General features: G+C 60.5%; 18 protein-coding genes. 11 read left to right on the top strand and 7 right to left on the bottom strand.

Going from position 1 to position 16,726, the window contains the following annotated elements; all coding sequences use genetic code 11:
• The first annotated feature begins 52 nt into the window (after positions 1-52).
• Positions 53-1,054, top strand: coding sequence for a hypothetical protein (locus tag JNJ45_06245; protein MBL8048265.1), 1,002 nt, complete (start codon positions 53-55; stop codon positions 1,052-1,054).
• Complete coding sequence (locus tag JNJ45_06250) at positions 1,038-1,571, top strand: hypothetical protein (GenBank protein ID MBL8048266.1); 534 nt, start codon at positions 1,038-1,040, stop codon at positions 1,569-1,571. The genes JNJ45_06245 and JNJ45_06250 overlap by 17 nt, the downstream gene beginning before the upstream one ends.
• Here JNJ45_06250 and JNJ45_06255 read toward each other — a convergent pair.
• Positions 1,568-2,200 (bottom strand): PEP-CTERM sorting domain-containing protein, encoded by a 633-nt coding sequence (locus JNJ45_06255; GenBank protein MBL8048267.1) that lies wholly within the window; start codon positions 2,198-2,200, stop codon positions 1,568-1,570. The genes JNJ45_06250 and JNJ45_06255 overlap by 4 nt on opposite strands.
• 156 nt (positions 2,201-2,356) lie before the next feature.
• Between JNJ45_06255 and xth the strand changes: the two genes are divergently transcribed.
• Positions 2,357-3,130: an exodeoxyribonuclease III gene (gene xth / locus JNJ45_06260; protein ID MBL8048268.1), complete on the top strand. Its 774-nt coding sequence runs from the start codon at positions 2,357-2,359 to the stop codon at positions 3,128-3,130.
• On the opposite strand, the gene JNJ45_06265 is transcribed toward xth, so the two are convergent.
• From JNJ45_06265 to JNJ45_06280, 4 genes are all read right to left on the bottom strand, one after another.
• Entirely contained in the window at positions 3,127-4,338 is a 1,212-nt protein-coding gene (locus JNJ45_06265; GenBank protein MBL8048269.1) for a DUF4097 family beta strand repeat protein, read from the bottom strand. The genes xth and JNJ45_06265 overlap by 4 nt on opposite strands.
• A gap of 25 nt (positions 4,339-4,363) precedes the next feature.
• Entirely contained in the window at positions 4,364-4,750 is a 387-nt protein-coding gene (locus tag JNJ45_06270; protein ID MBL8048270.1) for a DUF2089 domain-containing protein, read from the bottom strand.
• 92 nt (positions 4,751-4,842) lie between these two features.
• Positions 4,843-6,468, bottom strand: a complete 1,626-nt coding sequence (locus JNJ45_06275; GenBank protein MBL8048271.1) for a hypothetical protein — start codon at positions 6,466-6,468, stop codon at positions 4,843-4,845.
• A 74-nt stretch (positions 6,469-6,542) separates the two neighbouring features.
• Positions 6,543-7,709: an aminotransferase class I/II-fold pyridoxal phosphate-dependent enzyme gene (locus JNJ45_06280; GenBank protein MBL8048272.1), complete on the bottom strand. Its 1,167-nt coding sequence runs from the start codon at positions 7,707-7,709 to the stop codon at positions 6,543-6,545.
• Positions 7,710-7,835: 126 nt separating this feature from the next.
• On the opposite strand from JNJ45_06280, the gene JNJ45_06285 reads away from it, so the two are divergent.
• The 7 genes from JNJ45_06285 (at position 7,836) to JNJ45_06315 (ending at position 14,069) form a co-directional block, all read left to right on the top strand.
• The gene (locus JNJ45_06285; protein ID MBL8048273.1) at positions 7,836-8,219 is read left to right on the top strand and encodes a cytochrome c maturation protein CcmE; all 384 of its coding nucleotides are present in this window, start codon (positions 7,836-7,838) and stop codon (positions 8,217-8,219) included.
• Positions 8,219-10,609, top strand: a complete 2,391-nt coding sequence (ccsA, locus tag JNJ45_06290) for a cytochrome c biogenesis protein CcsA (GenBank protein MBL8048274.1) — start codon at positions 8,219-8,221, stop codon at positions 10,607-10,609. Before JNJ45_06285 ends, ccsA begins: the two co-directional genes overlap by 1 nt.
• The gene (locus tag JNJ45_06295; GenBank protein ID MBL8048275.1) at positions 10,587-10,949 is read left to right on the top strand and encodes an aspartate 1-decarboxylase; all 363 of its coding nucleotides are present in this window, start codon (positions 10,587-10,589) and stop codon (positions 10,947-10,949) included. Before ccsA ends, JNJ45_06295 begins: the two co-directional genes overlap by 23 nt.
• A 3-nt stretch (positions 10,950-10,952) precedes the next feature.
• Positions 10,953-11,519 (top strand): orotate phosphoribosyltransferase, encoded by a 567-nt coding sequence (locus tag JNJ45_06300; protein ID MBL8048276.1) that lies wholly within the window; start codon positions 10,953-10,955, stop codon positions 11,517-11,519.
• Positions 11,516-12,622 carry a Nif3-like dinuclear metal center hexameric protein gene (locus JNJ45_06305; protein MBL8048277.1) on the top strand — a complete coding sequence of 369 codons (1,107 nt, stop codon included), beginning with the start codon at positions 11,516-11,518 and terminating at the stop codon, positions 12,620-12,622. Before JNJ45_06300 ends, JNJ45_06305 begins: the two co-directional genes overlap by 4 nt.
• Before the next feature lie 75 nt (positions 12,623-12,697).
• Complete coding sequence (gene tsf / locus JNJ45_06310) at positions 12,698-13,549, top strand: translation elongation factor Ts (GenBank protein MBL8048278.1); 852 nt, start codon at positions 12,698-12,700, stop codon at positions 13,547-13,549.
• A 61-nt stretch (positions 13,550-13,610) separates the two neighbouring features.
• A complete protein-coding gene (locus JNJ45_06315; protein ID MBL8048279.1) occupies positions 13,611-14,069 on the top strand; it encodes an EVE domain-containing protein in 459 nt (152 codons plus the stop codon).
• On the opposite strand, the gene JNJ45_06320 is transcribed toward JNJ45_06315, so the two are convergent.
• Together JNJ45_06320 and JNJ45_06325 are read right to left on the bottom strand one after the other, a co-directional pair.
• Positions 14,066-14,659, bottom strand: coding sequence for an HD domain-containing protein (locus tag JNJ45_06320; GenBank protein ID MBL8048280.1), 594 nt, complete (start codon positions 14,657-14,659; stop codon positions 14,066-14,068). The two genes, JNJ45_06315 and JNJ45_06320, sit on opposite strands and share 4 nt — an antisense overlap.
• On the bottom strand, positions 14,656-15,945 hold the full coding sequence (locus JNJ45_06325; GenBank protein ID MBL8048281.1) for an L-seryl-tRNA(Sec) selenium transferase: 1,290 nt from the start codon (positions 15,943-15,945) through the stop codon (positions 14,656-14,658). Before JNJ45_06325 ends, JNJ45_06320 begins: the two co-directional genes overlap by 4 nt.
• A 38-nt stretch (positions 15,946-15,983) precedes the next feature.
• Between JNJ45_06325 and JNJ45_06330 the strand changes: the two genes are divergently transcribed.
• The gene (locus tag JNJ45_06330) at positions 15,984-16,712 is read left to right on the top strand and encodes a hypothetical protein (protein MBL8048282.1); all 729 of its coding nucleotides are present in this window, start codon (positions 15,984-15,986) and stop codon (positions 16,710-16,712) included.
• Positions 16,713-16,726 lie beyond the last annotated feature (14 nt).

The following is a 16,726-nucleotide window of genomic DNA, read 5'->3' on the forward strand; positions in this document are numbered from 1 at the left end:
TTTTTAACCCTAAACTCACTCCGTTTTGCGATTCTGTTGCTACACTATAGGCATGAAGTTCACTACCGTAGCCGCTTTCTCCGCCTGCGTTGCCCTCGCTTCGGCAGGCCCCGCCGTGGATAAATTCCGCCAAGGCGTTGACTGGTCGCAACGATCGACAAGTTCGACAATCCAGATTACGGGCACCGTAAGCGAGACCATCACCGGCACGGAAACGGGGTACGTCGCAATCACCAAGGTTTCCGGCTCGATCAACGGCACCGTGAACCTGCAAGACCTTTACCCCACCTTCGCTATCAACACACCGGTATTCTTCACCGGCACGGAGCAATCTAGCGAACGCGTGCGATGGGCGATCACGTGCCCCGGCGCGGTTGGTCAAACCGTCAACGTCAACGGAGTGAACATCGTGCTGACCAGCGTAACGGGAACCTACACCGCCGTGTTCAGTTCGATCTCGCCGGTCCGCGACCCCGTCAGCGGCTTGCCGCGCAACGTCAGCCACACCAAGAGCGGGCCGGATACCAACACGCTGGTCATTCGCGGCAACGTCAACGGCCTGCCTTTCCTCCCCGTGACCGCCACCCAAACCGCAGTGGAATACGATGGCTTTAGCGGCGGAGCCGGACTCGGCCTCATTCAGGGCGTCGCGACCCTCCAGGGCGCGGCCAACTCGGCCGGCCTTGCAATATCGGTACGGGCAAACGACCAAACCTTTACCGCGACCACCGCCACCGACGGTAGTTGGTGGGTCATCACGCCGTTCGCCGGAACGCATAATGTGCGCACCAAGTTGCCGACTGGACTCACCCGGCTCTCCGCGAATGTGGCCCTGAGCACCGGTACGCCGAGCCTCGCGTTGACCTACCTGAACGGCGATTGCGACAATAATGACATCGTGGACATTGGCGACTACTCGGTGCTCGCCGCCGCGTTTGACGCCACGCCAACCGATGCCAACTGGAACGTTGCGGCGGACCTCAATCGCGACCAGATCGTCGATATTGCCGACTACAGTTTGCTGGCCGGGAATTTTGATGTCGTCGGCGAATAGCCCGCGCCGCATTCTCATCTACGGTTGCACGGGTTCGGGAAAGACGACTCTCGCTCGGCGCTTGTCTGAGGTCACCGGAGTCGCGTGGACCGAAGCCGACTCGCTCACCTGGGACCCGGGCTGGGTCGAAGTTCCGCTCGACGAGCAAACTCGGCGCATTCAAGCCGTGTGCGACCGCGAGGAGTGGATTCTTGACACCGCGTACGGCAAGTGGCTGGACGTGCCGCTACCCCGCGCGACCCTCATTGTCGCGCTGGATTATCCTCGGTTCGTCTCCTTGGGCCGCCTTTTGCGCCGGACCGTTCGTCGGGTTCGCAGCAAGGAAGCGGTGTGCAACGGCAATCGAGAAACTTGGAGCAAAGTCCTGAGCCACGACTCCATCATCGCCTGGCATTTCAAGTCGTTCGCCGCAAAACGGCGGCGCATCGAGAAGTTCATCGCCGACGGACGCCCGGTCGTGCGGATTCGCTCGCCGCACGACTTAGAGAGTTTCCTTGGTGGCTTGAGAAATTTTTAAGAGCGGCGGCCCTTGCGCATTCTGATCCAAGTTGCACAACCGATAACGACGGCAGCCATGGACGTGGGTTCCGGCACTGGAAGTACTGTGCTGTACTCAACGTTATCGAAACCAATTGTCCCTGAATCTTGCGTAAGTTCCACTCGGTGAATTCCCGGAATACTCAACTCCAATGTCAAACCGGCAGTCGAATCAGGCTGGGTTACACTCCCTAGCAGGTTCCCCGATACGTCATAGGCTCTAAGGTAGGCATTGCCAGAGGCCGGAGTTTGATCGCCTCGAACCTTAAAGTAGTCGACCATACCCTGGACACTCGCCGTCATCATGAATCTGATCTGTACATTGCTCGCGTATGATAGTTGACCACTTGAATTTGTTCCCCCGATCACGTTGGGCAGAGAAGGTGTTGGCACCACATGATTCACGACCGCGACATAACCAGCGCCAGAATTGAAGACCACCTTATGACTATCCAGGAGTTGGTTCGAAAGCTGATTTTGTGCCGGCACAAAAGAGCCCGGAATATTCGCCATCCCCGGAAGGTCATCAAATGTAATCACCGTGTTCGCCTTTGCGAACCCCATCGTCGCGCTACACAACAAGACAATAGACCAGAGTTTCTGACTCATATCACCATTCTACTTTACACAGTAATCAAGCCAACTCCAAGGGTATGTTTTTTGCTCGATTCTTAACGTGACCATGTAACAAGTCCCTTTTGAATCAGGAGCGCACGATTCTTGAGCCACCTCGTGCGATCACGAGCCTGCGGGTATCGTAACCCGGTGCGCATCGCCACGTTCAACGCCAATTCTGTCCGCCTGCGAACCGACCACCTGCTCGACTGGATGGCCGAGCACGACCCTGACGTGGTGTGCATACAAGAAATCAAGTGCGAAGACGATAAGTTTCCGGTGGAGGAGTTTGCCGAGATCGGCTACTCGTCGCTGGTTTACGGACAAAAGGCGCGGCACGGCGTGGCCATGCTTTATCGCGGCGTGATGCGCGATCCGCAGCGCGGCTTCCCCAACCCAGCGATGGTGGACGATGCCCGCTTGCAGGCGGCGGAAATTGATGGTGTGCGCATCATCAATACCTACGTCCCCAACGGAACCGCCGTCGGCGGCGACAAGTGGACCTACAAAATGCAGTGGCTGGAGGAGTTTTCGCGCTACTTACAGGGCGAGTTGCGGCGCTACGACAAAGTCATTTGGCTCGGCGACATCAACATTGCGCGGCAACCGCTCGACGTGTACGATTCGGGCCGCCTGCTGGGGAAAGTTGGCCACCATCCGGCAGAGTTTGAGCGCCTCGACGCAATCCTGGAGCACGGCCTTGCCGACATGTTCCGCAAGTTCAACGCCGAGGGCGGCTACTACTCGTTCTGGGAGTTTGTCGATATCCGCGCGTTTGGCGCAAATCGGGGTTGGCGCATTGATCACATCTACGCCAACCCCGGCATGGCCGAGCTCTGCACCGCATGCTGGATTGATCGCAGCCTGCGCGAGCAAGAGCGGCCCAGCGACCACACGATTGTGGCCGCGGACTTCGCCGTCTAAACCACGCTGGCTGCCTTCACTTGGCTGACCGAGATATCGCCCGCCACCGCGCTGATGTCGATGGAGCCGACGCCTTCGCCAAGCGTTCCGGTGACCCGCTTCTCTTGATCTGTTCGATCGCCGAGCTCGAGGTCCGATTTTACGGTCCCGCTCAAGGTCGAGAGCGTTACCCTCGCCGAGTTGCCGTCGGCCAAGTTCAGCACCGTGTCGCCGGAAACCGTGCGCAGGGTCATGGTCCCGTCAAAGGCGTTCTGCAGACCGACCTTCACGTCGCCGCTCACGGCTTCGATCGCGACCACGCGGCCGCTGAAGGCCTCGACCACCACGTCGCCGCTGGCCGAGCGTGCATTTAGCGACCCCGAAGATTCGACCACGCTGATGTTGCCCGACTTATCTTCGATTGAGATGCTGGGCGAGGTAACCCGCTCCAGCGAGACGTCGCCGCTCGCCGTGGAAATCTCCACCACGCCGCTCGTGTTGGTCACCTTCACATCGCCCGACGCGCCATTGACCCGCACGTTACCGTTAATCTGCTCGACAACCACGTTCCCCGAGCGCGTTTTGAGCTCCAGGTTGGCGTCGTGGCTCAGGTGGATCGTGAGGTCCGCGACCATGCCCTGAATCTGCGGCAGCTTGATATCCACAAATTGCTCGGACTCCTCAATCATGAGCAGGAAGCCTTCGGCCCGATTATCAGCCTCTTCTTGAGTCGCGGCCTGAATCTGCGCGGTCGCGCTCACCTTTCCCAGAGGACTGCCGCCCATGACCTTGACCATACCGGCCGAGTTGTCAATCCGCAAGGTCTTGCTGGCATCAAAGGCCAGCGGCAATTCTTGCGTGCGGGTGGCGACGGTTCCCAGGAACGACAAATTGATCTTGCCTTCCGAGATGTCGCGCGCGGCATCGCGGATCGCTTCGAAGCCACGCTTGGCACCGCTGCGAATCTGGTCAGATACATCCTTCCAGTTCACCGACGAGGAGATGTCGCGTCCCAGCTTTTCGATGGCATCCATGGCTGCGCGCAAAGGATCCTTCTCGCCCTCTTCCTTAGCCGGCTCTTCGGGAGTCGGAGGCGGCGTGGTTTCGGCGCGATCCCAGGCTTGTGCCTCGGGCGGAACGGGCGGCGGCACGGAGCCCCCTCCCTGAATCGCTTCCACCAAATCCATGGCGTCGTCCGCCGAGAGCTTGCCTTCTTCCACAAGGCGCATGATTCTTCGTAGATCGTCTGACATCTTAGTGTGTTTCCTCTCCTGAGATGCGGCGCTTCGCTTCGGCCGCGTCAATTTGTCCCTGTTCCAGTAAGTCGAGAATGGTGGCGCTTTCGGCGTTCGGAGCCCGGCGCGAGGATTCCTTAACGGGCACGATATCGAGCGCGGCGAGCAGCGCATCAATGCGCTTGACGACCGTCGGATAGCTAATGCCCATCTCCCGCTCGATCAGCGTAATCACGCCTCGGCAACGGAGGAAGGTTTCCAGAAACTGCGAGTTCTCGTCGTCCAACCGGCTCCATCGCGGAATCGCGAATTCGCCGCGTACGGTGATCTCACCGTCGGTGGTCGTCAGCTCGGAAACCACGAACGGCTTCCCCGAGATCGGATCGGTACCAGGAAGGTTTCTCATACAGAAAGCAACGCTTGACACAGGTCAAGCGTTGCAATTTCTCAGTGGAAGCTAAGAATTTCTTATATCTTAGGTCCAACTCCTCAAACCATTTAGAATGGGAAGAAGGTCGAACTCACCGTCCACGGCATATCATCGCCGATCGCCGAATGATAGATGCCGGTGATCGTCGTTCCACTCAGGCTGCCGGTCGAGCCCGTGCCGCGATCGCCAAAGCTGTCCAGCCAGTTAAAGGTGACCACCGATCCGCTCGTTGACCCCACGCCAACGATGCGGGTGGCCGAGAGGCTGTCGTACGCCGAAACGCTGATCGTGCCGCTCGCCTCGGCGAGCACGGCAAAGTAGCCGCCCGCGAACACACTGTCCGCATCAAAGGCGCCGAAGAAGAGTCCACGACCCGCCGTAGTCACGCGGCTCAGCGAGACGCTCGCCGAACTGGAACCCTTTTTAATGTAGCCGCGGAAGTTGTCTTGATCACCAAATCCGGTGATTTCGCACAGCCCGTCGAGGGTTTCGCCGAACACTGCGCCTGGCGTATCGAACTCGCCAAAGGCGACGGGGTTCTCCTCGCGCAGCGAGCCTGTGCTGTTGACGCGGGCCGCTTCGTCGCTGGCGAAGACGACCACCGTAAACTGGCCGTTCTTCGCGAGTAATGCCACCTTGCCCATCCCGGTGACCGTTCCAAGGTACGTGCCGTCCGGGGTCAAATTTTGCAGCAAGGTGGTGGCTGCGTTACCGACCGCGGTCGTGCTGGTAAGGTCCGGCGCCGGCGTACCGAGCGCCAGGTAATCGGCCTCCCACGATTGGCAAATGCCTTGGAGGTCGCGGAACTGCGATCCGGTCACATTCGCGTCGGCGAGCGCAATCTGGTCGGTGATCGCTCGCCAACACACGGTGGTCACAAAGTCCAAATCGAGGCTTTCCGTGGACAGCGAGCTATCGGTGGTCAGGATTCCGCACACCCGAATGACGCTGCTATCCAGGAGCGTCTTCGCGCTCCGAATCGCGTAATCCGAACTCGCCAAGAGATTGTTGAAGCCATACCGCCCCAGGCTATCCGTAGTCGTGGTCTCAATCACGACGTTGTCGCTCATGCGCACCAGGTTAACGGTCGCGCCGACCAGCGGCGTGGGATCATCGGGTCCGCGACCGGACACCTGCCCATCGGGAACATAGATGGTGCCGGTGACCAATCCGACCGGACCGCCGCCACCTCCGCCGCCACCCGTCGTGCCGCCGGTTGTCGAGCCAGTCGTTCCCGTCGTGCCCGTGGTACCGCCAGTGGTCGAGCCGGTCGTGCTACCGGTCGTTCCGCCCGTGGTCGAGCCGGTCGTTGAACCCGTCGTGCCGCCAGTTGTGGAGCCCGTGGTGCCACCCGTTGTACCGCCGGTTGTCGAACCAGTAGTTCCGCCGGTGGTTCCTCCGGTAGTCGAGCCGGTGGTCCCACCTGTAGTGCCACCTGTGGTTGACCCTGTGGTACCGCCCGTCGTACCGCCCGTAGTTCCGCCAGTCGTACCACCTGTGGTTCCTCCGGTAGTCGAGCCGGTGGTCCCACCCGTAGTGCCGCCAGTGGTTGAGCCCGTCGTTCCGCCGGTCGTACCACCCGAAGTGGAGCCACTCGTTAGGCCGCCCGTGGTCGTGGGGCCTGGCACTTTTGCCGCGCCTCCACCGCCACAGCCAACGGCAAATCCCCATACCGCTAAGCCGGCGAGGACCAAATTCTGAGGTGACAATCGCTTCTCCACGAGACACTCATTCCGCATCCCGGCGGATTTACGTGCTCGTAATGTTACTAGGCTGAGGCAATCCACGCCTCGCTGATGAGGCGAATCGTGCGCTCGATGTCCGAGTCCAGTCCGACACTCAATCGCACCAACCCGTCCGTCAGCCCCATCGCATGGCGCTCTTCCTCAGGGATCTCCGAGCTCGTGCTGCCGCCCGGATTGCTAATGAGCGTCCGGTGGAAGCCCAGGCTGACCGCGATGAGCCCCACGCCTCGCGACTCCATGCCCATCATAAACTGGCGCGCCCGCTCTTGCGAACCGGCGTCCACCACGACCATGCCGCTGTCGCCTTGGCACGGACGCTTTTGACGCTGAAACAGCGCGTATTGCGGGTGTGACTCGTGCCCCGGATAGTAGACCTTCGCGCCGTCGGCCATCAGCGCGTTGCTGACCATCGCCGCATTGCGGCTGTGACGCTCCATACGCACGTCGAGCGTGCCCAGATTTTTGAGGATGCTCGCGGCGCGAATCGCATCGAGCGTGGGCCCAAGCAACATGCTCATGCCATCGCCGACATCAATAAGTCGAGCGCGAAACTCCGCCGAGCAACAGATGGCACCGGCCACGCAATCGCTGCTGCCGTTGATGTACTTGGTCATGCTGTGAATCACGATGTCCGCGCCGAGCGCGAGCGGCCGCATGACAAGCGGGCAAAACGTGTTGTCAACCAGCAGTTGCGCCCCGACTCCGTGAGTCATGTCCGCCAATGCGGCAATATCGCAGACTTCGAGCAACGGGTTGCTGACCGATTCGGTGAATACAACTCGGGTCTTGTCGCTGATCGCCGCTTGCACCGAGCCCAAGTCTCGCATATCAACAAACTTCACGGTGATTCCGAACCGCGGAAACACGTTCTTGAACAGCGCGTACGTGCCGCCGTACAGCATGCGGCTCGCGACGATTTCGTCGCCCGCCTGCGCGAGTTGCAACACTGCGCAGGTGATGGCGGCCATGCCGCTGGCGGTGACCACCGCGGATTCGGAGCCTTCCATCGCGGCGACTCCGGCGGCAAGCGCATCGCTGCTCGGGTGACTGTGCCGCGAGTAAAGGTAGCAGTCCTCCACTTCGCCGGCAAAGACGCCCTTCATCGTGGCCGGATCGCGATAAAAGAAAGTACTGCTATCGCAAATCGGCGGGTTGACGCCAAAAGCATGTTCGGGTTGATCGCTCGTCATTGAGTCCTCTGTTTGTAGTTTATGCCACGAATCCTAAGAATCAAAGGTTAGACGCGAACATTTAACTAATTGTTGACGAGGTTTTCAACAGGAACGGAAAAAGCCCTGATCGCGTAAACTAGGGTTGTGAAAGGTCGCTGGATCGTTCCCACCCTGTGCGTCACTCTCGGCGTCGGTTTAATGACCGCCGCTTTGATTGCGAACGCAAGTCCCTACGTTGATGTCGCGGCCGCCCGCACCATGGACGGAACCGACCTCCACGTGGCCGGAAAGCTTGTGCCAGGCACTCTCAAAAGCTCGCCCAAGGATAACCTGGTGGCGTTTGAGCTAAAGGACGAGAAGGGCGCGATCATGCCTGTGAGCTACAAAGGCATCGAGCCGGGCAACCTCCAGCAAACCGACAAGATTGTGGCGATCGGCGGATTCCAAGACAAAGTGTTTGTCGCCAACAAACTGCTGGTGAAGTGCCCTAGCAAGTACGAGTCGACCAAGAAGGAACCCGCTAACTAGTGGACCAGCACCTTCTGGAGCAGTTGCCCAAGCCGCCCCAGTGGGGCATGTTGGTGGGCTCGGCCGGAACTTGGCTGATTTTCCTCGCGATTGCGGCCTTCTTTCTGGTTGCCGTTGGCGCGTTCCTCCGCCGCGAAAAGCTCGTCCAACGCTCGTTTGTGGTCGGCTCCAGCAGTTTGTTGCTGGCGTTTGTGGCTCTCGGCGTGCTTATGGTGGGCGGCCAATATCAGTACCGCTACGTGTGGGCCCACACCGACAACCACATTGACCTTGGGTATCGCATCGCCGCCATTTGGAGTGGCCAAGAAGGCAGTTTCCTCCTCTGGGCGGTGGCCAGCGCCATTTTCGGGCTGATCGTCGCGCCGCGAACGCAGCACTACCGCACGGCGTTCACGGTGGCATTCAGCGTGTTTCTGCTGGCGTTGGCTGGCATCCTCGCGTTCGAATCGCCGTTCAAAATTCAACTGATCGAAGGGCACCTGCTCATGCCGCCCGACGGCAACGGGCTCACACCGTCGCTCATCAACTACTGGGTCAAGATTCACCCGCCCACGATTTTTCTTGGGTTCGGGTCGCTCACCGTTCTGTACAGTTTTGCGATGGCCGCGCTGGTCACCCGCGACTTCACCAACTGGGTAAAGATCGCCCGCCCCTGGATCATTCTTTGCAGCACACTGCTGGGCATTGGCCTCGCGATGGGTGGATTTTGGGCCTACGAAACGCTAGGCTGGGGCGGATTCTGGGCGTGGGACCCGGTGGAGAACACCAGCTTCGTCCCGTGGGTATGGAGCCTCGCGCTGCTTCATGGCGTGTTTGTGCAGCAGACCAAAAACAAGTGGCACGGCATGAACCTGGTGCTCGCCGGAACCGCATTCTTGAGCTTTGTCTACGGCACGTTCCTCACCCGAAGCGGATACCTCGGCGACACCAGCGTGCACAGCTTCGCCCAAATGGAGCGCCACGCGCTGCAGATTCTCATCGGCGTGCTTGTACTTTCGGCGCTGGCGTTCGTCGGTCTCTACCTCGCGCGGCGCAAAAGTATTCCGGTCGCCGAGCCCGCCGAAAAGGGTCTCACCTTGGAGCGAAGCTACGGCTGGGCGGCGTGGCTCTTCCTTGCTTTGGGCGCCGCTGCCGCCATCGGCATGAGCGTGCCGCTCATCACGCTCATTACCCAAGGCAAGCAGGCCACGGTCAACGAGGAGGTCTACAACCAGGTCACGACCTGGATGTTCATCCCGATGGTTCTGGCCATGGCCATTGCGCCCTACCTCCGATGGCGACCAACCTCGATGAAGGAAGTGTTCGACCGCGTGACCTACCCGCTCACCGCCTCGCTGGTCGTGGTGTCGTTACTGATCTACTGGCTCAAAACTCTGCCCGCTGAGTTCCGCGTCCCCGCTGGCGCACTCACCACCGGGCTCGGCAAGCTCGGCGTGCCGACGCTGTACTGGGTGTTTTTCCTCGCGTGGCTTTGCTTGTTCGGCATCTGCGCGAACATTGCTCGCATTGCCCAATCGGTGCGCCGGTCCCCGGCTGGAATCGGCAGCTTCATCTCCCACGTGGGCGTAATCACTGCCATGCTTGGCTTGGTCGTGAGCCGAGGGTTGCAGGTCAAGGAGCAGTTCACGCTGCAAGGCGACAAACCCACCCAAGCGCTCGGCTACTCGATTCGAATGGCCGGACGCACGGCCGACTTTTACACCCGCGAAAACAAGATTAAGCTGGAACTCACCGATGCCAAGGGCCGCGTGACCAAGGCCACGCCGACCCTCTACTACGTGCCCGCGAAGGGCGATCAAACCGAAGATCAGTCGGTTGTCCGACCGGCGATCGAGTTCCGTGGGCTCTACGATGTGTACGTCAACCTCGGCAAGATGGTCTTTGAAGTCGGCGACCCCGTGGACCTCAAGAAGGGCCAAACGATGGTCGTCGAGGAGTCGGGCTACGAGGTTCACTACGAGAAGTTTCGGCGTGACGGCGAGGCCGGGCAGACCGGCACCAAGTTCTTCGCAGACCTCTTGGTGAAGAACCCCGAGGGCAAGGTGCTGCGCGTGAGTCCTGGCATGCAGGTCACCGGCGAAGGGCCGAACTTCATTCTCGCCGACGCCGGGCCGTACAAAATCGCGATGCGCCGGATGGAAGCCTCCGACCAAAGCGTGACCTTGGAGCTGTTCTATACAGATCCGGTGTATCCCGCCGAGATTTACTTTAAGCCGTTGCCGATTCTGGTTTGGGTGGGCGCGGGTATCATGACGATCGGCGGATTTTGGGCTGCGTGGTACCGCAGAAAGTCCCATGTTCCCGCCGGAGCCGGAACGCCCGATGCGCCCGTCGCGTCGGACAGAGGGTCGGAAGACACACAGAACAATGCGACTATCCCAGTTGCTTAAGGCAAAAATTCACCACGGTCACGTCACCTATGCCAACCCCGATTACGTGGGCAGCATTGAGGTGGACCACGAGCTCATGGCCAAGATCGGCCTGCAAGATGGCGAACTCGTCAAGGTCTGGGCCGTGGATCACACCGCTCGGATCGAAACCTACATCTTTGGCGGTCCGCGCAACGTCATCGGCCTCAACGGCGGGGCGGCTCACTTTTTCAAGGCGGGCGACCGCATTATCATTGCTGCGTTCGATCTGAGCGACGAACCGATCACGCCCAAAATGGTGCTGCTCAACGAGCACAATGAGATCGTCCGCGACATGACCCCCTACTCCATTGTTGGCTGACCCATGGACTTGGGCAAGCTTCTCGAAGAAAGCGGCGCGATCCTTCGGGGGCACTTCCTGCTCACCTCGGGACGCCACTCCGACACCTATTTTGAGAAGTTCCGGGTCTTGGAACAGCCCAAGGTCCTCAGCGCCTTGTGCACCGAAATCGCCGAGGCGCATCGTCACGAGCGCATTGACTTCGTGGCCGGGCCGACGACCGGCGGCATCATCATCGCCTTTGAAGTCGCGCGCCAACTCGGTTGCGACGCGGTGTACGTCGAGAGCGAAGATGGCCGCAAGACTCTCCGCCGCGGCAAGACTCTACCGGCCGGCGCAAAGGTGCTGGTAGTGGACGACGTGCTTACCACCGGTCGCAGCGTGTTCGAAGTTCTCGACGTGATTCGCGAATTCGGCGCGGACCCCATCGGCGTGGCCGTACTCATTGATCGGGCCGAAACGCCGCCCAACTTTGGCGTGCCGGCGTTCGCGGCGTACACCGTGCAGGCACAATCATACGCGCCCGAGAATGTTCCGGCGAGTCTCGCAGCAATTCCGATTTCCAAGCCAGGCACGCGGGTTGGCGTATGATCACGGTCCAGCATCTGCTTGAGGCACTGGAGCAAATTGCGCCGATGCGCTTTGCGATTTCGAGCTTCGACAACGTGGGGCTGCTCGTGGGCGATCCGCAGACCGAGGTCAAGGGCGTCCTGACCACGCTCGATCTGAGCATGGCGAGCATTCAGGCTGCGCGCGACCACGGCTGCAACGTCATCGTGGCGCACCATCCCGTCATCTTCGACCCCATGCGGCGCGTGACCACCGGCGACTATCAACAGCGCCGCGTGCGCGAGGCGATTCGGCACGACATCACGATCATCGCCTGCCACACGAATTGGGACGCCGCCCCCGGCGGCGTGAACGACGCCTTAGCCGACGCGCTCGGGTTGCAGAATCGCCGGGCTTTTGGCTATGGCGAATCGCAACGCCAACTCAAAGTCGTCACGATGGTCCCGACCGCCAAGGCGGATCATCTCATTGACGCGCTCGCCGCCGCCGGCGCGGGACACATCGGCAATTACGATCGTTGCGCTTTTTCCGTCGAGGGTCGCGGCACGTTTCGCGGCAACGAGCACAGCAACCCGGCGGTCGGCGAGCCAAACCGAATTGAGACCGTCGGCGAAACGCGCATCGAAATGATCGTGGCTCCCGCTCGACAGCGCGCCGTGGAACGCGCGTTGCTTCGCGAGCATCCCTACGAGGAGCCTGCCTACGAGTTTGTCGTGCTCGCCGACCGCGTCGAGATGCCGATGGGCCGCGTGGGCGATCTCGCCCAGCCGCGCCTCGCCAGCGATCTTCTGCGCGCTCACGCGCACCTCTTCCCCACCATTCGCGCCTATGGCATTGACCGCCCGATCACGCGCGTCGCGGTGGTGGGCGGCGCCGCGGATGGTGATTGGGGCAACGCGAAGTTGATGGGCGCCGAGCTCTATATCACTGGTGAGGTCAAGCAACACGTGGCGCTTGAGGCCAGCGAGTCCGGCATGATCATCGCCGAGTGCGGCCACTTTTGGACCGAGCATCCGGCCATGGTGATTCTCGCCGACCGGCTCCGCGAGCATTTTGCCGACCTCTTTCTGGAGGTCTTTCTGCCGCCTGCGGGTGAAGCTGGAAGGCCGATGGACCTCGCCTAAGGGTATACTTTCGCCATTCCCAGTTGTTGCGCGGGTTTTCGCGTGGCCGCTGTTATGGAGAACACGAAAAGACTTATGGCAATTAGTGCGCAGGATGTAAAGAAGCTCCGCGATCTCACCGGAGCCCCGATGGGCGAATGTAAGGCGGCCCTTGAGGAAGCCAACGGCGACTTCGAAGCAGCGCAAAACATTCTCCGCGAAAAGGGTCAAGCCGCCGCCGCCAAGCGCGCCGGTCGCAGCACCAGCGAAGGCGCTGCCCTCATCGCGCTCTCAGGCGATTCGAGCAAGGCCGCGGGCCTGATTCTGGAATCAGAAACCGACTTCGTCGCGAACAACGATAACTTCAAGGAGCTTTCGAGCAAGCTGGTCAACGGTCTGCTCACCGCCGACCTCGGCAGCGATCCGATGGCGGCCACGATTGACGGCACCTCGGTGGCCAAGCTGGTGGAAGAAGGCGTTGCCCTGATGCGCGAAAACATCCAGCTCAAGAAGGCGATTCAAGTCGAAGGCGAATTCGTGGGCGGATACACCCACCACGACCGCAAGTCCTCGGCGCTCGTCGTCTTTGCGGGCAAGCACGACAAGGCCGCTGAAATCGCCAAGAACATCGGCATGCAAGTGGTTTCGCTCCGACCGAGCTTCCTGACCAAGGAAGAAATCCCGGCCGAAGTGATCGACAAGGAATACGAACTGCAAAAGCGACGCGCGATTGAAGAAGGCAAGCCGGAAAACATTGCCGAAAACATCGCCAAGGGCCGCATCAACAAGGAGTTCTTCCAAGAGGCCGTGCTGTTGGAGCAACCTTACTTCATCGATAGCAAGCGAACCGTGGCCCAATACGTCAAGGACGAATCGGGTGGCGCGCTGGAAATCAAGAGCTTTGTTCGACTCGCCGTTGGCGAATCGAGCGACGAATCGGGCGAGTAATCTCAGCCCCTCAACGGCCCCGATCACGACGATCGGGGCCGTTTTGCGTTAGACTGGTCGCATGGCCTACTGGCTGCTCAAAAGCGAACCCGACACCTACGGCATTGATGACCTCGCCCGCGACGGCACCAACATGTGGGAGGGTTGCCGCAACTGGACCGTGCGCGGCTTTTTGAAGGATCAGATGAAGCCCGGCGATCTTGGGTTTTTCTACCACAGCAACATCGCTCCCATCGGTGTCATCGGCATCATGGAGGTGGTGAGCGAAGGCTATCCCGACCCCACCCAATTCGACCCGAAGAGCGATTACTACGACCCCAAAGCCACGCCCGAGAAGCCGCGTTGGACGGCGATCGACGTGAAGTTCATCCGCAAGTTTGACCGCTGCGTGACTTTGCAGGAGATGAAGGACAACCCCTCCCTCGAAGGCATGCTCGTGGTGCGCAAAGGTCAGCGCCTCAGCATCATGCCCGTCGAGGAGCATCACTGGAAGGAAGTTTTGCGAATGGCTGGTGCCTAGAGCGAGATCGGCTGAATGAGCGGCGCAATTTCAAGGAACGCCTGCACCACGCGCGGGTCGAATTGCGTGCCCGCGCCCTTGCGCACTTCCTCAATCGCCTTGTCCTCATCAAGCCCGCATCGGTAAGCCGAGCCCGCCGCAATCGTGTCGTACGCCTCGGCCACGGCGATGATGCGCGCGCCCATTGGGATCATTTCTCCGGCCAACCCGGCGGGATAGCCCTCACCATCGAAACGCTCGTGGTGGTGTCGAATCAGTACGATCGCGGGTTTGAGCCACTCGTGCTCCAACAATAGTTCTTCGGCGCGCCGCGCGTGCGAGCGCAACACATCGAAGTCGGCGTCGGAGAGTTCGCCAAGTTTGCCGAGGAGTTCGCGGTCGATCTTGATCTTGCCGACGTCGTGGAGTTCCGCGGCGTAGCGCAGGTTCAAAAGTTCGGCGTCATCCAGCCCCAATCGCTGGCCGGTGGTCACCGCATAAACGGCAACGCGGTAAGCGTGCGGGCCCTCGCCCGGCCCGTGCAAATCGAGTTCGGCGAGCAAGTCGCGGATCACTTGATTTCGTTGCCGTCGGACCAAACTGTCGTTCATTGCTTTGCCAGGAGTTCCCCTAGGGCCTGCCGCACGACCTTTGCCTCGGCATCGGTACAAGTTCGCAGGTCCAAAAGTACCTTACCCCGCTCCATCCGCCCGATCACCGAAGTTCTCCACATCCTGAGCGGCGGCAGCAGTTCACCCGGCGCGACGACGGCGAACGAAGGCAACTTCATGCCGGGGAATGATCCGCCGCCGATCTCGGATTCAGTGGCCATCACCTCGACCTGCGGGAGGCCACGCGCGACCGCTTGGCAGCGACGCTTGATGTCTTGGGGCGAAGCGAGAATCGCCGCCCAAGTCGGAATCACCGCGAGTTCCCCGCGCAGATGCTGGTCAAGCGTTACCCGCAAGCCGGCCAGCGCAACCTTGTCAATCCGCAGAGCCCGCGCCAGCGGGTGCCGACGAATCGTGGCGATGAGATCCGCGCGTCCGGCGATGATGCCCGCCTGTGGGCCGCCCAGAAGCTTGTCGCCGCTGGCCAAAACCAGGGCCGCGCCTTGCTCCAAACTGTGGCGCATCGTGCGTTCAGCGGGCAATCCGTGCCGCTGCGTATCCACCACGTTGCCCGAGCCCATGTCGTCAATTACGGGCACGCCGAGACTCGCCATTTCGCTGAGCGGCACCTCGGATGTAAATCCGCCGATCCAATAGTTGCTGGGGTGGCACCGCAAGATCGCGCCGGTGCTCTCGCTGAGCGCTTGCTGGTAGTCGCGCAGGTGCGTGCGATTGGTGCACCCCACTTCGACCAACTGGCAACCGCTGGCGCGGATCACGTCGGGCATGCGGAACTCGCCGCCGATCTCGACCATCTGCCCGCGCGAGAGGATGACCTCCCGCCCCACGGCAAGCGCGGCGAGGGTGAGCAAAGTCGCCCCCGCGCAGTTGTTCACCACGAGCGCATCCTCGGCGCCGGTTAGCTGGCAAAGCTGGTCACGCACGAGCGACTGGCGATCACCGCGCTCGCCAGTAGCCAGATCAAACTCCACGGCGGCATGCTCGGCGGCTACCCGGGCCATCGCGGCGGCGGCCTCTTCGGAGACTCGCGCTCGCCCCAGCCCGGTGTGCAACACCACGCCGGTCGCGTTGATCACCGTCGCCACGCCCGAGCCCATCAGCTTGGCGCATTCGGCGCGCATCAGCTCCGCCGGGTCGCCGGTTTGGCGGCGCAAGGCCGCCTGCACCGTGCGGGCCGCCTGACGCCGAACGGCAAAGCTGAAACATTCCAGGCCCTCCAATCGTAACAACCTATCGACGCTGGGCGGTCGCGGCTTCGAGATCATATGAAGTTATGTTGGCATGACCCGAGTAAAATGAACCCATGAACGTGCCACCCACCTTTGAACAAGCTCCGCAGTATCAGCCGCCGAAGAAGCAAAACAACCTGCCGCGCATCCTGCTCCTTGTTTTCGTGTTCGTGTGTGTGCCTTGCGTGCTGATCCTTTTCTTCGGTAGCCGCCTTCTTCTCAACGTCGCCAAGAAGGGCATGAGCGTGGCTGGCTGTAGCTTTAGCCTGTCGTCTGCACGAGACGCAATGGTGGATTACTCCAAAGATCACAACGGCAAATTGCCGCCCATGGCCGATTGGCAAAAAGAGATTTTCCCCTACTACCAAAAGCACGTGAAAAAGGTCACGGCCGAAATGGACAATGCAAATGACTTCATTAAGGACCTGCTGGACCTCGACATGATGAAGGACCCCGCGAAGCCCTTTGGTTGCGCAACGGACGACGACGCCAAGCGCACCACCTTTGTTTATAACTCCAAGATTGCCGGCCTTCCGCTCGCGGAGGTACGCAAGAACGCCGAAACCAAGTGGATTTTCGAATCAATGGATGGCGGTGTGAGTGTCTCGAAACCCGCCCCGGACAAGCTTGATGACGCCTCGGCCCCAAAACTCATGGGCAGCGTGCGAGGTTGGTTCTGGATCAAGGGTGAAGGCGACTCCTATCTTCGCAATCGTGAGTTCAGCGAAGGCAACATCAAGGTGCGAATTGAAGAGGAAAAGGCGAAGCAAGCCGAAAAGGCAGCCGCCGAGAAGGGTAAGTGACGTAGGAAAGAGGT

The organism is Chthonomonas sp., assembly GCA_016788425.1.
Lineage (GTDB): Bacteria > Armatimonadota > Fimbriimonadia > Fimbriimonadales > Fimbriimonadaceae > JAEURQ01.